This is a genomic window from Leclercia sp. G3L, assembly GCF_021117075.1.
Classification (GTDB): domain Bacteria; phylum Pseudomonadota; class Gammaproteobacteria; order Enterobacterales; family Enterobacteriaceae; genus Enterobacter; species Enterobacter adecarboxylatus_C.
Window position 1 is genome coordinate 4,652,938 of record NZ_CP088265.1, and the last position, 20,203, is coordinate 4,673,140.

General features: G+C 57.6%; 18 protein-coding genes. 10 read left to right on the forward strand and 8 right to left on the reverse strand.

Translation table 11 applies throughout. The features are described from left to right. Positions 1 to 8: 8 nt before the first annotated feature. The 3 genes from LRS40_RS23810 to LRS40_RS23820 all read right to left on the reverse strand — a co-directional run bounded on the left by LRS40_RS23810 (position 9) and on the right by LRS40_RS23820 (position 2,974). Positions 9 to 752: a type 2 GTP cyclohydrolase I gene (locus tag LRS40_RS23810; protein WP_142488706.1), complete on the reverse strand. Its 744-nt coding sequence runs from the start codon at positions 750 to 752 to the stop codon at positions 9 to 11. Between the two features lie 10 nt (positions 753 to 762). Beyond that, complete coding sequence (phrB, locus tag LRS40_RS23815) at positions 763 to 2,175, reverse strand: deoxyribodipyrimidine photo-lyase (RefSeq protein WP_231312857.1); 1,413 nt, start codon at positions 2,173 to 2,175, stop codon at positions 763 to 765. 592 nt (positions 2,176 to 2,767) lie between these two features. After that, complete coding sequence (locus tag LRS40_RS23820; protein WP_142490073.1) at positions 2,768 to 2,974, reverse strand: YbfA family protein; 207 nt, start codon at positions 2,972 to 2,974, stop codon at positions 2,768 to 2,770. A 308-nt stretch (positions 2,975 to 3,282) separates the two neighbouring features. Here LRS40_RS23820 and kdpF point away from each other — a divergent pair, with 308 nt between their 5' ends. The 6 genes from kdpF to kdpE are packed head-to-tail and all read left to right on the forward strand — an operon-like array spanning position 3,283 to position 11,055. Continuing rightward, positions 3,283 to 3,372, forward strand: coding sequence for a K(+)-transporting ATPase subunit F (gene kdpF / locus LRS40_RS23825; protein WP_071886481.1), 90 nt, complete (start codon positions 3,283 to 3,285; stop codon positions 3,370 to 3,372). Continuing rightward, a complete protein-coding gene (kdpA, locus tag LRS40_RS23830; protein ID WP_231312858.1) occupies positions 3,372 to 5,051 on the forward strand; it encodes a potassium-transporting ATPase subunit KdpA in 1,680 nt (559 codons plus the stop codon). Before kdpF ends, kdpA begins: the two co-directional genes overlap by 1 nt. A gap of 17 nt (positions 5,052 to 5,068) precedes the next feature. Further along, positions 5,069 to 7,117, forward strand: coding sequence for a potassium-transporting ATPase subunit KdpB (kdpB, locus tag LRS40_RS23835; protein ID WP_231312859.1), 2,049 nt, complete (start codon positions 5,069 to 5,071; stop codon positions 7,115 to 7,117). Positions 7,118 to 7,129: 12 nt separating this feature from the next. Next, positions 7,130 to 7,705, forward strand: a complete 576-nt coding sequence (kdpC, locus tag LRS40_RS23840; protein WP_231312860.1) for a potassium-transporting ATPase subunit KdpC — start codon at positions 7,130 to 7,132, stop codon at positions 7,703 to 7,705. Continuing rightward, complete coding sequence (gene kdpD, locus LRS40_RS23845; protein WP_231312861.1) at positions 7,706 to 10,381, forward strand: two-component system sensor histidine kinase KdpD; 2,676 nt, start codon at positions 7,706 to 7,708, stop codon at positions 10,379 to 10,381. It abuts the gene before it with no gap. Beyond that, on the forward strand, positions 10,378 to 11,055 hold the full coding sequence (gene kdpE / locus LRS40_RS23850) for a two-component system response regulator KdpE (RefSeq protein ID WP_231312862.1): 678 nt from the start codon (positions 10,378 to 10,380) through the stop codon (positions 11,053 to 11,055). The genes kdpD and kdpE overlap by 4 nt, the downstream gene beginning before the upstream one ends. Positions 11,056 to 11,136: 81 nt before the next feature. Here the strand turns inward: kdpE and pgm are convergent, their stop codons facing one another. Then, positions 11,137 to 12,777 carry a phosphoglucomutase (alpha-D-glucose-1,6-bisphosphate-dependent) gene (pgm, locus tag LRS40_RS23855; protein WP_106992357.1) on the reverse strand — a complete coding sequence of 547 codons (1,641 nt, stop codon included), beginning with the start codon at positions 12,775 to 12,777 and terminating at the stop codon, positions 11,137 to 11,139. Positions 12,778 to 12,801: 24 nt separating this feature from the next. Then, the gene (gene seqA / locus LRS40_RS23860; protein ID WP_142488699.1) at positions 12,802 to 13,344 is read right to left on the reverse strand and encodes a replication initiation negative regulator SeqA; all 543 of its coding nucleotides are present in this window, start codon (positions 13,342 to 13,344) and stop codon (positions 12,802 to 12,804) included. 183 nt (positions 13,345 to 13,527) lie between these two features. On the opposite strand from seqA, the gene ybfF reads away from it, so the two are divergent. From ybfF to fur, 4 genes are all read left to right on the forward strand, one after another. After that, positions 13,528 to 14,301: an esterase gene (ybfF, locus tag LRS40_RS23865; protein ID WP_156263212.1), complete on the forward strand. Its 774-nt coding sequence runs from the start codon at positions 13,528 to 13,530 to the stop codon at positions 14,299 to 14,301. Between the two features lie 128 nt (positions 14,302 to 14,429). Continuing rightward, complete coding sequence (gene ybfE / locus LRS40_RS23870; RefSeq protein ID WP_231312863.1) at positions 14,430 to 14,717, forward strand: LexA regulated protein; 288 nt, start codon at positions 14,430 to 14,432, stop codon at positions 14,715 to 14,717. Positions 14,718 to 14,872: 155 nt separating this feature from the next. Then, the gene (gene fldA, locus LRS40_RS23875; RefSeq protein WP_032617056.1) at positions 14,873 to 15,403 is read left to right on the forward strand and encodes a flavodoxin FldA; all 531 of its coding nucleotides are present in this window, start codon (positions 14,873 to 14,875) and stop codon (positions 15,401 to 15,403) included. A 291-nt stretch (positions 15,404 to 15,694) separates the two neighbouring features. After that, the gene (gene fur, locus LRS40_RS23880; RefSeq protein WP_142488696.1) at positions 15,695 to 16,141 is read left to right on the forward strand and encodes a ferric iron uptake transcriptional regulator; all 447 of its coding nucleotides are present in this window, start codon (positions 15,695 to 15,697) and stop codon (positions 16,139 to 16,141) included. Positions 16,142 to 16,297: 156 nt separating this feature from the next. Here fur and chiQ read toward each other — a convergent pair whose 3' ends face one another. The 3 genes from chiQ to glnS form a co-directional block, all read right to left on the reverse strand. Further along, positions 16,298 to 16,630 carry a ChiQ/YbfN family lipoprotein gene (gene chiQ / locus LRS40_RS23885; RefSeq protein ID WP_185902341.1) on the reverse strand — a complete coding sequence of 111 codons (333 nt, stop codon included), beginning with the start codon at positions 16,628 to 16,630 and terminating at the stop codon, positions 16,298 to 16,300. Between the two features lie 44 nt (positions 16,631 to 16,674). Continuing rightward, the gene (chiP, locus tag LRS40_RS23890) at positions 16,675 to 18,081 is read right to left on the reverse strand and encodes a chitoporin (protein WP_231312864.1); all 1,407 of its coding nucleotides are present in this window, start codon (positions 18,079 to 18,081) and stop codon (positions 16,675 to 16,677) included. Positions 18,082 to 18,516: 435 nt separating this feature from the next. Next, positions 18,517 to 20,184: a glutamine--tRNA ligase gene (gene glnS / locus LRS40_RS23895; protein WP_142488694.1), complete on the reverse strand. Its 1,668-nt coding sequence runs from the start codon at positions 20,182 to 20,184 to the stop codon at positions 18,517 to 18,519. Positions 20,185 to 20,203 lie beyond the last annotated feature (19 nt).

A 20,203-nucleotide genomic window follows, 5' to 3' on the forward strand; every position in this document is an offset into this window, starting at 1 on the left:
ACCTCTCATCAGGCTGGATTAGGGATATCCACAAAGGTGACATCCAGGTCAGTGGTTTCCGTCAGCCATTCGCTGAGGGCGCGAATGCCGCCGCGTTCCGTGGCATGGTGTCCTGCCGCATAAAAATGCAGCCCCTGCTCCCGGGCAGAGTGAATGGTCTGCTCCGACACTTCGCCGGTAATAAAGGCATCGACGCCAAAACGCGCCGCGCTGTCGATAAAGCTCTGCCCGCCTCCGGTACACCAGGCAACGCGCTGTACCTGGTCCGGCCCGGTATCGCCGCTCCACAGCGGACGACGTCCCAGACGGGCTTCAATCCACGACGCCAGCTCCAGGCCCGGTACCGGCATGGAGAGCTCGCCCCAGGGCACCAGAGGCTCGATTTCACCCATGATGTTAATGCCGAGCAGCGCCGCCAGCTGGGCGTTGTTTCCCAGCTCCGGGTGAGCGTCCAGCGGCAGATGCCAGCCGTAGAGGTTGATGTCGTTTTCCAGCAGCGTTTTCAGACGATTGCGCTTCATGCCGCGGATCACCGGGGATTCGCCTTTCCAGAAATAGCCGTGGTGGACAATCACCGCATCGGCTTGCTGGCGTACCGCTTCGTCGATCAGCGCCTGGCTTGCGGTGACGCCGGTGACAATCTTCTGCACCTGCTCACGCCCTTCCACCTGCAGGCCGTTCGGCGCATAGTCGCTGAAGCTGCTGCTGTTCAGTTTGTCGTTAATCAGTTTTTCCAGTTCACTGTTTTTCATTATTGCTCCCTTACGCTTTACGGGCGGCTTCATACGCTGCCAGCGTGGCTATGCGTGCCTGTTTATGGTCGACAACCGGGCGCGGATAATCGAGGGCGATCCCCTGCTTATCCGCCCAGGTCCAGGGGTCATGGATGGCCTTGTCCGGCACGGTGGCCAGCTCCGGCAGCCAGCGGCGGATAAACACGCCGTCGTTATCAAACTTCTGCCCCTGGGTTGTCGGGTTAAAAATACGGAAATAGGGCGCGGCATCGGTTCCGGTTGACGCCGCCCACTGCCAGCCGCCGTTATTGGCGGCCAGGTCGCCATCGATAAGCTGAGAAATAAAGTAACGTTCCCCGGCTCGCCAGTCGATAAGCAGGTCTTTCACCAGAAAGCTGGCAGTGATCATCCGCAGGCGGTTGTGCATCCAGCCGGTTTCATTCAGCTGGCGCATGGCGGCATCGACGATCGGATAGCCGGTCTGTCCATATTGCCAGGCCTCTAGCTGGGCATCTTCAGACCGCCACTTCACGTTATCAGTCCAACGGATGAATGGCCGATATTTACATAAATCAGGGTGATACGTCATCAGATGACGATAAAACTCTCGCCAGATCAGCTCGTTTAGCCATACTGCACCCGGACCGCCCTCCAGCGCCTGGGGTTGTTCCGCCAGCAATCGGTGCAGGCACTGACGGGGGGAAAGTACCCCCAGCGCCAGGCAGGCGGAGAGACGGCTGGTACCTTCGATGGCCGGGAAATCACGCTGCGTTTCGTACTCTCCTGCCCCCTGCTGACAGAACGTCCGCAGCCGGGCAATCGCTTCTTTCTCGCTCGCCGGGAACAGGTCAGCATCGAACGCCTGCTGCGGGTAGTCGAAATCCAGTGCTACCGCATTGACCTTCTCCCCCTCGCGCACGGCAGGCGCCGCCGCACAATCGGGTAGCCCCTCTTTCAGACGCCGCAGCCAGGCGTTTTTAAAGGGCGTAAACACTTTGTACATCTCGTGATTGCCGGTCATGACGCTGCCGGGAGGCAGGATGACGCTGTCATCAAAGCCCTGACAGGTCACGTCCTCCAGCGCGCGCTCCAGCTGACGATCGCGCTGCTGCTCGTTCAGTTCGTACTGGTAGTTATAAAAGAGTTGGGTGACGTCATGCTCGGCGCAGAGCTGCGCCACTTTCTCAGCCTGCGCCGCAAAATCAGCGACCTGGGCATACAGCAGCGGAATGCCTTTATCGGCCAGTTGCTGCTGCAAGCCATTGAGATGGGCGTGAAGAAACGCGGCCTGGCGCGGCGCCATGGCATGCTGGTGCCACTGTTGCGGCGTAGCGATGAAAAGCGCCAGCACGCGGGCATGTTTGTTGCGGCAGGCGGCAGCAAGCGCCAGGTTGTCGTGGATGCGCAGATCGGCGCGAAACCAGACCAGATGGGTGGCCATAACACTCCAGTATTATCGTCTGTAACATCTACAAGTCACCGAGGATACTTTGCTTTAACAAGTGTAGCCATACTGGAATAAAAAAGGCCGCCCTGATGGCGGCCTTAACGCTACTTGTCCTGCGCGAGCGCGGTAAGCACAACAAGCATGGTTGGCTCGTCACTTCTCACCACGAATACGCTGGCGACAATGAACGCGATACACAGATAACGTTTCATTATGCGGTCCCTGCAAACTCACCGCTCTACCGTTCACCACCGGTGATAATCCGGCAGACACAAGTTCTGGTAGTACTTGTTTTACGGTTGTGATTACACCTTTCCCGGGACCGGTGCCCATGTGCGAGATGGCGGAAAGGGACGACACATCATAGTCAACATCCTGTGTCACCGGCAGACCGCAACAGGCCTTTCAGAATTCATTTAGACACTGCACATTTCGCCTGAAGGACGTTCAGGCTAAGATAGCTTTCTCTGGTAGTGCTTGTTTAACACCTCCCGACGGACCGCGAATCCCGAGGGATAAAAAAACCGCCACATTGCTGTGGCGGTTTTTTTATTGCTTCAGGTGCTGTGTGTAGTCTTTCTTAAATTTAATAAAAATCACAAGTGGCTTTTTCAGCCTGATCCATCCACACCGGTTTATCGCTGGTTTTAGCCCAGACGCGATGCAGATAGCTATAAAAACGAGCGCGTTCTTTCCAGAAAAGCATCACAGGTAACGCCAGAACACCCGCTATCACAGCGAAAGTGCGGCGAATAAAAACGATATGTGCCGGATACGCTTTGTAAAATTCCATCATTTTCTCCCCTTTCTCTGGCCGGAAACCCTCTCCGGAAAGTTAAAACTGGTTATCTGAGGAAAATAGTAACGCTTTGGCTGTAATTTTACTACTCATCCGACCACTTTTTTGCCCTTCTGAAGCGAACTTTACACTTCAAGCCGTAATTAAGTTACAGAAAAGTTAAATTTTTACTAACCATTAGTTAAATTAGGGTCTTAGCCCTCTTTATACTTTTTTTACATCTCCCTCTCTGATTTTTGCGAAATCTTTGCGACCGAAATTTTACCCTTTGCACCATTACTAACGTCACCCGGAGGTGAATTGTGAGTGCAGGTGTAATTGCCGGCATCGTGCTGGTGTTCCTGTTACTGGGGTATCTGATTTATGCCCTGTTGAACGCGGAGGCATTCTGATGGCCGCACAAGGATTTCTACTTATCGCCAGCTTTCTGCTGGTGCTGTTGGGGCTCGCCCGACCGCTGGGGATGTGGCTGGCGCGGATGATTAACGGCCTGCCGCTGCCCGGGGTGCAATCCCTTGACGCAGGACTACTGCGAATGCTCAGGATCGGCACCGCAGAAATGGGCTGGCGTCACTACCTGGGCGCGATCCTGCTGTTGAATGGGGTGGGTCTGGTCGCGCTGTTCGCCATGCTGATGCTGCAGGGTTATCTGCCGCTCAACCCGCAGCAGCTTCCGGGCCTCTCCTGGCATCTGGCGCTGAACACCGCCGTCAGCTTCGTCAGCAATACCAACTGGCAATCCTATGCCGGGGAGACCACCCTGAGCTATTTCAGCCAGATGGTGGGCCTGACGGTACAAAACTTCCTTTCGGCGGCCAGCGGCATCGCGGTCATCTTCGCCCTCACCCGCGCCTTTGCCCGCCAGAGTGTCAATACCCTGGGCAACGCCTGGGTCGATCTGACCCGCATCACCCTGTGGGTATTGCTGCCGCTGTCACTGGTTATCGCGTTGCTGTTTATCCAGCAGGGCGTGTTGCAAAACCTACTGCCCTATCAGCCATTCACCTCGCTGGAGGGGGCCAGACAGCTGCTGCCGATGGGACCGGTGGCCTCCCAGGAAGCGATCAAAATGCTCGGTACCAACGGGGGCGGCTTCTTTAATGCGAACTCTGCTCATCCGTTTGAGAACCCGACCGCGCTGACGAACGCCGTGCAGATGCTGGCGATCTTCCTGATCCCCGCCGCATTGTGCTTTGCCTTTGGCGATGCGGTCAGCGATCGCCGTCAGGGGCATGCGATCCTCTGGACCATGTCCATCATCTTTGCGATCTGCGCCGCGCTGGTAATGTGGGCGGAGTGGCAGGGCAACAGCCACTTCATGCTGCTGGGGGCGGACAGCAACAGCAATATGGAGGGCAAAGAGAGCCGCTTTGGCATTCTCGCCAGCAGCCTGTACGCCGTCGTCACCACCGCCGCCTCCTGCGGGGCGGTCAACGCCATGCACGACTCCTTCACCGCGCTGGGCGGGATGATCCCGCTGTGGCTGATGCAGATTGGTGAAGTGGTGTTTGGCGGGGTCGGTTCCGGCCTGTACGGCATGCTGCTGTTTGTGCTGCTGGCGGTGTTTATCGCCGGGCTGATGATTGGCCGTACCCCGGAATATCTGGGCAAGAAAATCGACGTGCGTGAGATGAAGCTGACCGCGCTGGCGATCCTCGTCACTCCGGCGCTGGTGCTGCTCGGTACCGCGCTGGCGCTGATGACCGACGCCGGGCGCAGCGGCATCTTCAACCCCGGGATCCACGGGTTTAGCGAGGTGCTGTACGCGGTTTCCTCGGCGGCCAACAACAACGGCAGCGCCTTTGCGGGCCTGAGCGCCAACTCGCCGTTCTGGAACTGCCTGCTGGCGTTCTGCATGTTAATCGGACGCTTTGGCGTGATTGTGCCGGTCATGGCCATCGCCGGATCGCTGGTGAGCAAGACCCGCCAGCCCGCTTCTGGCGGCACGCTACCCACCCACGGCGCGCTGTTCGTCGGCCTGCTGATCGGTACCGTCCTGCTGGTGGGCGCCCTCACCTTTATCCCCGCCCTCGCCTTAGGCCCGGTCGCGGAACATCTCTCTTTACGCTGATTTGCGGAGTATTGGTCATGAGTCGTAAGCAACTGGCCCTGCTCGAACCCTCTCTGGTTCGTCAGGCGCTGATGGATGCGGTAAAAAAAATCGACCCGCGCGTGCAATGGCGCAATCCGGTAATGTTTATCGTCTGGCTGGGCAGCCTGCTGACTACCCTGCTGGCCCTTGCTATGGCGGGCGGATGGCTGGCAGGAAGCGCCACCTTTACCGCGGCGATCGGCCTGTGGCTGTGGTTCACCGTGCTGTTTGCCAACGTCGCGGAGGCGCTGGCGGAAGGCCGCAGCAAAGCGCAGGCCAACAGCCTCAAAGGGGTGCAGAAGACGGCGTTCGCCCGCAAGCTGCGCGAAGCGAAATACGGTGCCGATACCGACAGGGTTCCGGCGGACACGCTGCGCAAGGGCGACATCGTGCTGGTAGAGGCCGGAGACATTATCCCCTGCGACGGGGAAGTTATCGAAGGGGGCGCCTCGGTGGATGAGAGCGCCATCACCGGGGAATCCGCGCCGGTGATCCGTGAGTCCGGCGGCGATTTTGCCTCGGTCACCGGCGGGACGCGCATTCTCTCCGACTGGCTGGTGATCCAGTGCAGCGTCAACCCGGGAGAGACCTTCCTCGACCGGATGATCGCCATGGTGGAAGGTGCCCAGCGGCGAAAAACCCCGAATGAAATTGCCCTGACCATTCTGCTGGTGGCGCTGACTATCGTCTTCCTGCTGGCGACAGCCACCCTGTGGCCCTTCTCATCGTATGGCGGTACGGCGGTAAGCGTCACCGTGCTGGTTGCCCTGCTGGTCTGCCTGATCCCAACCACTATCGGCGGCCTGCTGTCGGCTATCGGCGTGGCGGGCATGAGCCGAATGCTGGCGGCCAACGTCATCGCCACCAGCGGCCGGGCGGTGGAGGCGGCTGGCGACGTCGACGTGCTGCTACTGGATAAAACCGGCACCATCACCCTCGGCAATCGTCAGGCCTCCGGGTTCCTGCCCGCCCCGGGCGTGGACGAAAAAACGCTGGCCGATGCGGCTCAACTGGCCTCGCTGGCGGATGAAACCCCGGAAGGCCGCAGCATCGTGATCCTCGCCAAGCAGCGCTTTAACCTGCGCCAGCGCGACGTCCAGAGCCTGCATGCCACCTTCGTGCCCTTTACGGCGCAGACGCGGATGAGCGGGATTAACTTCCAGGAGCGGATGATTCGTAAGGGCTCGGTGGATGCCATTCGCCGTCACATTACCGCCAACAACAGCCACTTCCCGCCGCAGGTTGATACCCTGGTGGAGAACGTCGCCCGTCAGGGGGCCACGCCGCTGGTGGTGGTCGAAGGGGCTACCGTACTGGGGGTCATTGCCCTGAAGGACATCGTCAAAGGCGGCATCAAGGAGCGTTTTGCCCAGCTGCGCAAAATGGGCATCAAAACGGTGATGATCACCGGGGATAACCGCCTGACCGCCGCAGCCATTGCAGCGGAAGCCGGCGTGGATGATTTCCTCTCCGAGGCGACGCCGGAGGCCAAACTGGCGCTGATCCGCCAGTATCAGGCCGAAGGACGGCTGGTGGCGATGACCGGGGACGGCACCAACGACGCTCCGGCCCTCGCTCAGGCGGATGTGGCGGTGGCGATGAACTCCGGCACCCAGGCGGCAAAAGAGGCGGGAAACATGGTCGACCTCGACTCCAACCCGACCAAGCTGATTGAGGTGGTGCATATCGGCAAACAGATGCTGATGACCCGGGGCTCGCTTACCACCTTCAGTATCGCCAACGACGTGGCGAAATATTTCGCCATTATTCCGGCGGCGTTTGCGGCGACTTATCCGCAGCTGAACGCCCTGAACGTAATGCACCTGCACTCCCCCGCTTCGGCCATCCTCAGTGCGGTGATCTTCAACGCGCTGATCATTGTCTTTCTGATCCCGCTGGCGCTGAAAGGGGTGAGCTACAAACCGCTCACCGCCGCCGCCATGCTGCGTCGCAATCTGTGGATCTACGGTCTGGGTGGGCTGGTGGTGCCCTTTATCGGCATTAAAGCCATCGATCTGGTACTCACCCTGTTCGGGCTGGTTTAAGAGGAAAATCAAATGGCTATGTTACGTCCCGCTATACTGTTGTTTATTCTGCTGGCTCTGATGACCGGCGGCGTTTATCCGCTGGTAACTACCGCGCTGGGCCAGTGGTGGTTTGCCGACCAGGCTAACGGATCGCTTATCCACCAGCAGGGGAAGATCCGCGGTTCACGCCTGATTGGACAAGACTTTACCGCAGCAGGTTACTTTCACGGCCGTCCTTCCGCCACGGCGGAAAGCCCGTATAATCCGCTGGCGTCGGGGGGCAGCAACCTGGCGGGCAGCAACCCTGAGCTGGATAACGTTGTTCGCGCCCGCGTGGCCGCATTACGCGTCGCCAACCCGAATGCCAGCCAGGCGGTGCCGGTTGAGCTGGTGACCGCTTCGGCCAGCGGGCTGGACTACAGCCTGACGCCGCAGGCCGTCGCCTGGCAGATCCCGCGCGTGGCGCAGGCGCGTCAGCTCACGCCCGTGCAGCTTAGCCAGCTGATGGCGGAACATACGCAAAAACCGCTGTTCAGCGCGATGGGCGGCGCGGTGGTTAACATCGTTGAATTAAATCTGGCGCTGGACGCACTAAGGAAAAACTAAATGATCGACGAGCCTCAGCGCCCGGACCCGGACAAACTGCTGGAGCAGGCTGCCGCCCCCCATCGCGGCAAACTGAAAATCTTCTTCGGCGCCTGTGCGGGGGTCGGCAAGACTTTCGCCATGCTCAGTGAAGCGCAGCGTCTGCGCGCCCAGGGGCTCGATATTCTGATCGGCGTGGCGGAGACCCACGGTCGCCAGGAGACCGCCGCCCTGCTGGCCGGCCTGGCGACCCAGCCGCCCCGGCGCATTCATCATCGCGGGCGTCTGGTGACGGAGTTCGATCTCGATGCCGCCCTCGCTCGCCGTCCGGCGCTGATCCTGATGGACGAGCTGGCGCACAGCAACGCCTCAGGCTCACGCCACCCTAAACGCTGGCAGGACGTCGAAGAGCTGCTGGAGGCGGGCATCGATGTCTTTACCACCGTTAACGTGCAGCATCTGGAAAGTCTTAATGACGTGGTCAGCGGCGTCACCGGCATTCAGGTGCGGGAGACTGTCCCGGATCCGTTCTTCGACGCGGCAGACGAAGTGGTACTGGTGGATTTGCCCCCGGACGATCTGCGCCAGCGCCTGCATGAAGGCAAGGTTTACATTGCCGGACAGGCCGAGCGGGCAATCGAACACTTCTTCCGCAAAGGCAATTTGATCGCCCTGCGTGAGTTGGCCCTGCGCCGCACCGCCGACCGGGTGGACGATCAGATGCGGGCCTGGCGCGACCGGCAGGGTGAGGAGAAGGTGTGGCATACCCGCGACGCCATCCTGCTCTGCATCGGCCACGGCAGCGGCAACGAGAAGCTGGTGCGTACCGCCGCGCGGCTGGCAGCGAAGTTCGGCAGCGTCTGGCACGCCGTTTACGTCGAGACCCCGCAGCTGCACCGTCTGCCGGAGAACCAGCGCCGCGCCATTCTCAGCGCCCTGCGTCTGGCCCAGGAGCTGGGAGCCGAAACCGCCACCCTGGCCGAACAGGCGGAAGACAAAGCCATCCTGCGCTACGCCCGGGAGCACAATCTCGGCAAGATTGTCATCGGCAGACGTTCTCATCGCCGATGGTTCAACCGGGACACCTTTGCCGACAGGCTGGCGCAGCGTGCCCCCGATCTCGACCTGCTGATCGTCGCCCTCGACGACAAACCCGCGGCCCTGCCCGCCAGAACGCCGGATAACCGGACGTTCAGCGACAAATGGCGGATCCAGCTGCGCGGCTGTCTGGTGGCGGTGCTGCTTTGCGCCCTGATCACCTTTATTGCCAGTCAGTGGCTACCCGATTTTGATGCCGCCAACCTGGTGATGATCTACCTGCTTGGGGTGGTGATTGTGGCGCTGTTTTATGGCCGCTGGCCTTCGGTACTGGCGACGGTAATCAACGTGGTCAGCTTCGATCTCTTTTTCATCGCCCCGCGCGGCACCCTGGCGGTATCGGACGTACAGTACGTCCTCACCTTTGCGGTGATGCTGGCGGTGGGCTTGCTGATCGGTAACCTGACGGCGGGCGTGCGCTATCAGGCGCGGATCGCCCGCTATCGCGAGCAGCGCACCCGCCATCTGTATGAGATGTCGAAGGCGCTGGCGGTGGGCCGCACGCCACAGGATATCGCGCAGACCAGCCAGCAGTTCATCCACTCCACCTTTCACGCCCGCAGCCTGATCCTCCTTCCGGATCGGGAGGGCAAGCTCCGCCCGCTGACTCCGGCCTCGGGAATGACGCCCTGGGATGAAGCTATTGCCCGCTGGAGCTTTGACAAGGGCCAGCCCGCCGGGGCAGGCACCGATACCCTGCCCGGCGTGCCCTGGCTTATTCTGCCGCTGCAGAATCAGGGGGTGGCGATTGTCGAGCCGTCCAATCTGCGTCAGCTGATGATCCCCGAGCAGCAGCGCCTGCTGGAGACCTTTACTCTGCTGGTCGCCAGCGCCCTCGAGCGACTGGCGCTGACCGCCAGCGAAGAGCAGGCACGGTTAGCCAGCGAGCGGGAGAGCATTCGCAACTCGCTGCTGGCGGCCCTCTCCCACGATCTGCGCACGCCGCTGACGGTGCTGTTCGGCCAGTCGGAGATCCTGACCCTCGACCTGGCGGCAGAGGGTTCCCGCCACGCGCCACAGGCCAGCGAGATCCGCCAGCACGTGCTGAACACCACCAGGCTGGTGAATAATCTGCTGGATATGGCGCGGATCCAGTCCGGCGGCTTTAACCTGAAAAAAGAGTGGCTGACCCTGGAAGAGGTGATCGGTAGCGCCCTGAAAACGCTGGAGCCAGGGCTTGGTGGGCGGCATATCGCGCTCGATATGTCAGATCCGCTGGCGCTGATCCACGTGGATGGCCCACTGTTCGAGCGGGTGCTGATTAACCTGCTGGAGAACGCCGGCAAATACGCGGGGAGCCGAGCGCAAATTGGTATTGACGCCAGCGTCAACCCCGACCAGCTCCAGCTGGAGGTGTGGGATACCGGCCCCGGCATTCCGGCGGGGCAGGAACAGGCTATCTTTGATAAGTTCGCCCGCGGTAACAAAGAGTCTGCCATTCCCGGCGTCGGGCTGGGGCTCGCCATCTGCCAGGCGATTGTTGAGGTGCACGGTGGCACCATCACCGCCCATAACCGTCCCGAAGGGGGAGCCGGTTTTTGTGTTACACTGCCGCGCGATACGCCGCCCGAACTGAATGAATTTCCAGAGGATTTGTGATTAACGTTCTGATTGTTGAAGATGAACTCGCCATCAGCCGTTTTCTGCGCGTCGCGCTGGAAGGTGAAGGCCTGCGCGTACACGATGCCGGAACGCTACAGCGGGGCCTGATTGAAGCCGCGACCCGCAAGCCGGATCTGGTGATCCTCGATTTAGGTCTTCCGGACGGCGACGGCCTCGACTTTATCCGGGAAGTGCGCCAGTGGAGCCAGATGCCTATCATTGTGCTCTCGGCGCGTCTGGAGGAGACCGACAAAATTGCCGCGCTCGATGCCGGTGCCGACGACTATCTCAGCAAGCCGTTTGGCATTGGCGAACTGCAGGCGCGTCTGCGCGTTGCCCTGCGCCGCCACGCAACAACCTCCCCTGCCGACCCGGTGTATAGCTTCTCTGACATTCGCGTCGATCTGGCCTCGCGGCGCATTCAGCGGGGTGAGACGGAAATTCACCTGACCCCTATCGAGTTCCGCCTGCTGGCGGTCCTGCTCAACAATCACGGCAAGGTGCTCACCCAGCGCCAGCTGTTAAGCCAGGTCTGGGGACCGAATGCGGTGGAGCACAGTCACTATCTGCGGATTTATATGGGACACCTGCGGCAGAAGCTCGAGGCAGATCCCGCGCGCCCGCGCCATCTGTTAACTGAAACCGGGATCGGGTATCGATTTATGCTTTGAGCACAAAAAAGCCCGGTGGCGCTAGCGCTTACCGGGCCTACGAATACAACAAAACGGCAACCAGGTTGCCGTTTTTAATGATTATGCGTTTTTCAGCACTTCACTCACAATCTCCACCGCTTCTTTCTCGATCAGCTGACGGTGTTCGTCGCCGAGGAAGCTTTCACAGTAGATTTTGTACGCATCTTCGGTGCCGGATGGACGCGCTGCGAACCAGCCGTTCTCGGTCATCACCTTCAGGCCGCCGATCGACGCACCGTTACCCGGTGCTGCCGTCAGACGTGCAGTGATCGGATCGCCCGCCAGGGTGCTGGCGCTGACCATCTCTGGCGACAGCTTAGACAGCGCCGCTTTCTGGGCAGAAGTGGCAGAAGCCTGCAGACGATTGTAGCTCGGGGCCCCGAAACGGGCTGCCAGCTCGTTGTAGTGCTCCTGCGGGTTCTTACCGGTGACGGCAGTGATTTCCGCCGCCAGCAGGCACATGATGATGCCGTCTTTGTCGGTTGACCACGGCGTACCGTTGAAGCGCAGGAAGGAAGCCCCCGCGCTCTCTTCGCCGCCAAAGCCAAAGCTGCCGTCGAACAGACCGTCAACAAACCACTTGAAGCCAACAGGCACTTCCACCAGCTTGCGGCCCAGGTCGTTAACCACGCGGTCGATCATGGCGGAGGAGACCAGGGTTTTACCCACGGCAACCTCTGCGCCCCACTGTGGACGGTGCTGGAACAGGTAGTTGATCGCTACCGCCAGATAGTGGTTCGGGTTCATCAGGCCAGCCGGGGTGACGATGCCGTGACGGTCGTAATCCGGGTCGTTGGCGAAGGCGAGGTCAAACTTGTCGCGCAGCGCCAGCAGGCCGGCCATCGCACACTCGGAGGAGCAGTCCATACGGATCGCGCCGTCTTTATCGAGGTGCATAAAGCGGAAGGTCTGATCGACGTGATCGTTAACGATGGTCAGATCCAGCTTGTAGTGCTCGGCAATACGTTTCCAGTATTCGATACCGGAACCGCCGAGCGGGTCAACGCCCAGCTTCAGACCGGCTTTCTGGATCGCCGCCATGTCGACGATATCCGCCAGCCCTTCAACGAACGGCTGCACCAGATCCTGCTCTTTCACGTGGCCGGAGGCCATCGCCTCGTCCAGGGAAATGCGCTTCACGCCATTCAGGCCGTCGGCCAGCAGGGCGTTGGCACGATCTTCCACCACTTTGGTGACGTTGGTATCAGCCGGGCCGCCGTTCGGTGGATTGTATTTGATGCCGCCATCTTCCGGCGGGTTGTGGGATGGCGTGATCACAATACCATCCGCCTGCGCGCCGCCTTTCTGGTTATGCACCAGAATGGCGTTAGAGACCGCAGGGGTCGGCGTATAGCCATTGTTTTCCTGAATCACGACGTCCACGCCGTTGGCCGCCAGCACTTCCAGTACGGAAATAAAGGCAGGCTCTGACAGGGCGTGGGTATCTTTACCCACGTAGCACGGACCGGTGATGCCATTTTTGGCGCGCTCTTCCGCGATGGCCTGAGCAATGGCCAGAATATGCGGCTCGTTAAAGCTGTGGCGTACCGCACTGCCGCGGTGCCCGGATGTACCAAACTTCACTGCGTGTTCTGCGTTACCCACTTCCGGCTTCAGCACGTAGTACTGCGCGGTAAGCTGGGCGACGTTAATCAAATCGCTCTGTTGTGCAGGTTGACCCGCACGATTGTGATTTGCCATTGCCTGGTCCTTCTGATGCAAGGGTTAGATAGTGCCGCAAACCTTATCAGTCAATTCCGCCGGGAACTGCATGGATTGCATGATATGTTCGATCATGCTGCGCTTGCGTCCGGTATTGGTATTGGTGATCACCCAGTACGGTGTACCAGGCAGGTGCTTGGGCTTAGTTTGATTGCCATTCTGTAACAGCGTTTGCTCATCAGCCGCGAAATAGACGCGGGTGCGACCATGAAGTGACTCAGTCGCGTCGGCGAACGCGTTGTTATCCAGTGAATAGAGTGTAGTCAGCACCAGCATAAAGCGGTTAACTGCTTTCTTCTGCTCAGCGTATTCGTCAGAAAGCAGCAATTCGCGCATCGCACGCACTTTGTCTTTTACCGGCGACAGCGGCTTTTCCTGCGCGACAGCAGCTGGCTGGCGCGTCTCTTTGATGGCCGGAGCGGCAGACTGCGAGGCGGCGGCAATTTTCAGCATGCGCCGTAAAATGTCGGACGCGCTCTCACCAATGTGCCGCGTCTGGCTGGCGATATACTGATAAAGCTCGTCATCAACTTCGATTGTTTTCATCTTAATCCAGTGCGATATCTTATCTGAATACAAGTCGTTGGGAGTATAAGGTCAAAACCCAACAGCGGATAGCGTCAAGCCAGAATGGCGGCAAAAGTCAGATTTAACTGTTTCCTTGCAGCCGGGCGGCAGAATGGTCAACATGATACCCTAACCTGACATACGTAAAAAAAGAACTTTGCCATGAAATTGAATACCCGAGCGCAATCTGCACAATCGCCGCACAATAATTCTCCCATCGTCCTGGTGCATGGCCTGTTTGGCAGCCTGGATAACCTTGGCGTGCTGGCACGGGATCTGGTGACCGACCACGCGCTGCTGCAGGTGGATATGCGCAACCACGGTCTGTCGCCGCGCTCGCCGCAGATGACCTACGCCGATATGGCTCAGGATCTGCTGGATACGCTGGATGAACACAAGATTGAAAAGGCGATCCTGATTGGTCACTCAATGGGCGGCAAAGCGGTGATGGCGCTGACGGCAATTGCGCCAGAGCGAATTGCCGGCCTGGTAGCGATCGACGTCGCGCCTGTGGATTATGACGTCCGTCGCCACGATGAGATCTTCGCCGCCATTAACGCCGTCACGGACGCCGGCGTCAGCACCCGCCAGCAGGCCGCGGCGCTGATGCGTGAACATCTGGATGAAGAAGGCGTGGTGCAGTTCCTGCTGAAATCCTTCGTTGACGGCGAGTGGCGCTTCAACGTGCCCGTACTGTGGGATCAGTATGACCAGATCGTCGGCTGGCAGGCGGTCCCGGCGTGGCCGCACTCTACCCTGTTCATCACTGGCGGCAATTCCCCGTATGTCACCGAAGCGTACCGCGATGCGCTGCTGGCGCAATTCCCTCAGGCCAAAGCGCATGTCATTGCCGGAGCCGGACACTGGGTTCATGCTGAAAAACCTGACGCGGTGCTGCGCGCTATCCGCCGTTACCTCGCTGACATCAATAATTGATTAAAAAGAGAGCGACTGGTCGCCGGCAGGCCTCCAGTCGTTGGCGTGCCGTTTTCGGTGATGTATGATGGCGCGCTTATCGCCCGGGCATTAGCAGGGTGTCTTGTTTCCCCCGAAGTCTCAGAATCATGGCCAAAGAACACACGGACCGCACGACAATAGATCTGTTCGCGAATGAGCGTCGCCCGGGACGACCGAAAACCAATCCGCTTTCGCGTGATGAACAGCTGCGCATTAATAAGCGCAATCAGCTTAAACGCGATAAAAGTCGTGGGCTTAAACGCGTCGAGCTGAAACTGAATGCTGAAGCCGTCGATGCGCTGAATGAGCTGGCGAATGCTCGTGAGATCAGCCGCAGTGAGCTTATCGAAGAGATGCTGATTTCGCAGCTCGGGGAATGGCACGGCAAAGCGTAAGTCAGAAAACCCCCCTTCTTGTTGCTTTCATGTAGCACAGAGTGCAGTCCTGCGTGATAGCAGTTTCCGCAGGCTTCTCTGTTCTGCTATGATTGCCCTTATCCGTGGCTAAATTGCGCCACCATACCATTAAGTATCAAGAGGTTATTTTACTCATGGCAATCATCGGCATTTTTTTCGGCAGCGACACGGGTAACACCGAAAACATCGCAAAAAACATTCAAAAACAGTTAGGTAAAGACGTTGCCGATGTGCATGACATTGCGAAAAGCAGCAAAGAAGATATCGAAGGTTACGATATTCTGCTGCTGGGCATCCCGACCTGGTATTACGGTGAAGCGCAGTGTGACTGGGACGACTTCTTCCCGTCTCTGGAAGAGATCGACTTCAACGGCAAGCTGGTTGCCCTGTTCGGCTGCGGCGATCAGGAAGATTACGCAGAGTACTTCTGCGACGCCCTCGGCACCATTCGCGACATCATTGAGCCACGCGGCGCGGTGATTGTCGGTCACTGGCCAACCGCCGGTTACCACTTCGAAGCTTCTAAAGGTCTGGCCGACGACAACAACTTTGTCGGTCTCGCCATCGACGAAGATCGCCAGCCAGAACTGACCGCTGAACGCGTGGACAAATGGGTTAAACAGATCCGCGAAGAGCTGCACCTCGACGCCATCCTCAACGCCTGATGATGTCGCGGCGCAACGCTAAAGTTGCGCCGCATCGATAGGTAATTCCAATCAAAATAATTGCTACAAATTTTTAACTTTCGCTGCCATACCTGTACAATGATCCAGGAGTAAACGGGGAACCTTGTAACAACTTTGTTGGCGGTACCACGTTTTTATAAGCATACTTTACTTGAGACTTGCAGTTTTCATTACGTCATGGCAGTTCTATAATGAGACGCATTATCCCAGGTGCATTTTCTGTCACTTCTTCTTTAGAAGTGAATCGTTTAGCAACAGGACAGATTCCGCATGACTGACAACAACACCGCATTAAAGAAGGCCGGACTGAAAGTCACGCTTCCACGGTTAAAAATCCTGGAAGTACTTCAGGGTCCGGATAACCATCATGTCAGTGCGGAAGACTTATACAAGCGTCTGATCGACATGGGCGAAGAAATTGGTCTGGCTACCGTTTACCGTGTACTGAACCAGTTCGACGATGCAGGCATCGTTACGCGTCATAATTTCGAAGGCGGTAAATCCGTATTTGAACTGACGCAGCAGCACCACCACGATCACCTGATTTGCCTCGACTGCGGCAAAGTGATCGAATTCAGCGATGACTCCATCGAATTACGTCAGCGCGAAATTGCCGCACGTCATGGCATTCGTCTGACCAACCACAGTCTGTACCTGTATGGCCACTGTGCCGAAGGCGACTGCCGCGAAGATGACCACGCGCACGACGCGAAGTAATCTCTGCATAGACTCTGAGCCAACCTGACGGTTGGCTTTTTTTTGCCTGCCATCCTGTAAAAAAGCCCGGTGGCGCTGCGCTTACACGGGCCTACAAGGGTGAAATTACCCGTAGGCCCGGTAAGCATAGCGCCACCGGGCATGGCAAACAGCTGATTACTTCGCGTTATTACTGCGGATTTCCTGCCAGATTTTATCGCAGTTTTTGGTCACGTCCTGATTGTTACCCGTTTTACGCGCCTGGATACAGGCCTGGTAATCCGCCACCCGGACGGTTTCCTGGGCCGCAAACTGTTCGTGCGCCTTCTCCTGGCGCAGCACGTCCAGCACGCTTTGACAGGCTTCGATCTTTTCTGGCGAACCTTCAGCGGTATTGATGCACGCGCTGTAGGCCTCTTTCAGACGGGTATCTTCTTTCTGGGTCTGTGGTTGTGCGCAGGCGGCCAGTCCTGATGCCAGCACCGCGACCAGTACGATTTTTTTCAGCATAGAGGTCTCCAGTCAGGCGGGGAGCGCCCCCGCCCGGATTGTCATCAGAAGATGGTGAACGGGGCGATAACCATGAACTTCACGTCACGCTCATCCTGGAAGATGTTGCCGTAGCCGCCGCCGTAGCTTGGAATATCGGAGTGGTTGTCATACTGCGTGAAGTGCAGTTTGAACATGGTCCCTTTTGCGCGCCCATCCTGCAGGGTGTAGATCGCATCCAGGTTGTAGGCAGATTCCTTGATCTTGTTGGAGGCGATATCTTCACGCTGACCGGCGCTGTTGATTAACCAGTCTGCCGGTTTCGCATCCCAGGCGTAGACATAAGACGCGCCGACGCTCCAGCCCGCCAGGTTCAAGTTACTCAGGTCATACATGGCCCCGAAGAAGACCGCCTTTTCGCCGTTGGCGTTAAAGTCGGAGCGGTTATCCCACCATACGTCCAGACGACCGTTGGATGACGCGTAGGTTGGGGTCATACGCTGCAGGAAGTAGCCCTGCTGGCCTTCAGCCTTGACGTAAGTTCCTTCCAGACGTAAATCGACCTGACCGACCTTGTAGCCCAACGTTAGCGCCTGCAGCCAGGCCGTACCGTCGTAAATATCGTTTACGGTGCCGCTGTCGGCTTTATCACGCGTGCCGTAGAACTGATAGGTGGTAGAGAGCGGGCCGCCCACGATATCAAGCTTGTAGCTGGCTTTGGCAAAGTACTGATCGATGAAGCCTTCAGCCTGGCCAAATGCGGCTTCCAGAATCAGGTTATTTTTGAAATCGTACTTCGCGCCGAAGGAGTGGAGATAGTCGACGCGGGTTTTTCTGTCATTCTGATAGAACTTGTCCATCTCGAGGTGCCACGGCGCTTTATACTCGTTGGTCCACATGTAAGAGAAACTCAACGCACCGCTATCGCCGTAGTCAAAGTTGGCTCCGGCTTCGGCACCCTGATAGGTACCCGGCATAAAGCTCCAGTGCGGCGCTAGCAGGGTTTGACCGGTTGGCTGAAGCCAGCCACCGCGTGCCCAGGCCGGGCCGTATTTGAATTTTGCTGCCGCTTTGTACAGGCTGATCCCGCTCTTATCACCGGACCAGTCCTCTTTATAGGCTTTATTGCTGGAGGAGAAGGCAATTTCGTTCGGGTGGCCGCTGTCGCCGTTTTCCGCCATTTCGATAGCAGTGAACGCAGCCAGATCAAGACCAAACATATCGGCGGCATAGCCGGACTGGAAATCAAGGTTGGCGTTCCAGGTGGAGTGAGCCAGGTTGGTTTTATATTTGTCTGCATCGACATCTTTGCGGTCACGTTCACGCTGCCAGTAATAGACACCGCCCGTGAGGGTTGAATCATCGATGAATCCTTCGGCCTGGGCTTTCGGAGAAACCATCCAGCCTGACATTGCTGTAACACCGGCGATAGCCAGCGCAAGCGCACTACGTTTGCCACTAAACGTACGCATAATTAATCCTCTTTGACGTATTAAAAGCGCCTTAAACGGCGAAAAACAAAAAAGTAAAAAGTGGAGGCAACCGGAAATACCCGCTTACATCTCCTGTCCTTAGACTATTTTTCGCGACGCGAATTATCAATGCTTTTCAGCGATCAAAAGTCAGGATTATGACAAAGCGCACATATTTGGTTGCGGTTTGTAACAAAGCCAATGGGGAAGAATATTTATTTAAAATAATATTCAGAATGAGCGATTTATTTTTAATTAATAATAATTAAACAGCGCATCTGGTATCGATGACGGTTAATTTGCGAAAGGGAAGAGAAAGTAAACCGTTTTAAAAAATATAATTAATTCGCAACGCGAAGATTTAAAGGGTTAAGGGCATAATGGTCAGGCAAAAAAAACGCCGCATACGCGGCGTTTTTCAAAAGGAGAAAGGGATTACTCGCCCGCTTTAGCCCAAGTATCACGCAGACCGACGGTACGGTTAAATACCAGTTTGTCGGCAGTAGCATAGCGGCTGTCGAGGCAGAAGTAGCCTTCACGCTCGAACTGATACGCGTGACCAGCAACGGCAGCTTTCAGGGACGGCTCGGCAAAGCCCTGCTTGATCACCAGTGAATCCTGGTTAATCACTTCCAGGAAGTCCTCTGCGGCACCCGGGTTTGGCACGCTGAACAGACGATCGTACAGGCGGATTTCAACCGGCAGCGCATGTGCCGCGCTCACCCAGTGAATAACGCCCTTCACCTTGCGACCGTCGGCCGGATCCTTGCTCAGGGTCTCAGCATCGTAGGTGCAGAAGATGGTGGTGATATTGCCTTCAGCATCTTTCTCGACGCGTTCGGCTTTGATCACGTAGGCATTACGCAGACGCACCTCTTTGCCCATCACCAGACGTTTGTACTGCTTGTTGGCTTCTTCACGGAAGTCGGCGCGATCGATCCAGATCTCGGCGCTGAACGGCACATCACGGCTGCCCATCTCCGGTTTGCTCGGATGATTTGGCATGGTCACCAGCTCGCTTTCGCCCTGCGGATAGTTTTCGATAACCAGTTTAACCGGATCGATAACCGCCATGGCGCGCGGGGCATTTTCGTTCAGATCTTCGCGGATACAGGATTCCAGTGACGCCATCTCAATGGTGTTGTCCTGCTTGGTCACGCCAATGCGTTTGCAGAACTCACGGATGGAGGCGGCGGTATAGCCACGACGACGCAGACCGGAAATGGTCGGCATACGCGGGTCATCCCAGCCTTCAACGTGCTTGTCGGTCACCAGCAGGTTCAGCTTACGCTTGGACATCACGGTGTATTCCAGATTCAGACGAGAGAACTCGTACTGACGCGGATGCACCGGAATAGAGATGTTATCCAGCACCCAGTCATACAGGCGACGGTTATCCTGGAACTCCAGGGTACAGAGCGAGTGGGTAATGCCTTCCAGCGCATCGCTGATGCAGTGAGTGAAGTCATACATCGGGTAGATGCACCACTTGCTGCCGGTCTGGTGGTGATCGGCAAACTTAATGCGGTACAGCACCGGGTCGCGCATCACGATAAACGGCGAGGCCATATCGATTTTGGCACGCAGACAGGCTTTGCCCTCTTCGAAGCCACCGGCACGCATTTTTTCAAACAGCGCCAGGTTCTCTTCTACGCTGCGATCGCGGTATGGGCTGTTTTTGCCCGGCGCGGTCAGCGACCCGCGGTATTCGCGGATCTCGTCAGCGGAAAGCTCGTCAACGTAGGCCAGGCCTTTGTTGATCAGCTCAACGGCATAAGCGTACAGCTGATCAAAATAGTCAGAGGAGTAGCAGATGTCGCCAGACCAGTTGAAGCCCAACCATTGCACGTCGTTCTTAATGGACTCTACGTATTCGATATCTTCTTTCACCGGGTTGGTGTCATCGAAACGCAGGTTGCATTGACCCTGGTAGTCCTGCGCGATGCCGAAGTTCAGGCAGATCGATTTCGCATGACCAATGTGCAGGTAGCCGTTCGGCTCCGGCGGGAAACGGGTGTGAACGGTAGTGTGCTTACCGGTGGCCAGATCTTCATCAATGATCTGACGGATAAAGTTGCTCGGGCGGGCTTCAGCCTCACTCATCGTGGATTCCTCAAAGCGT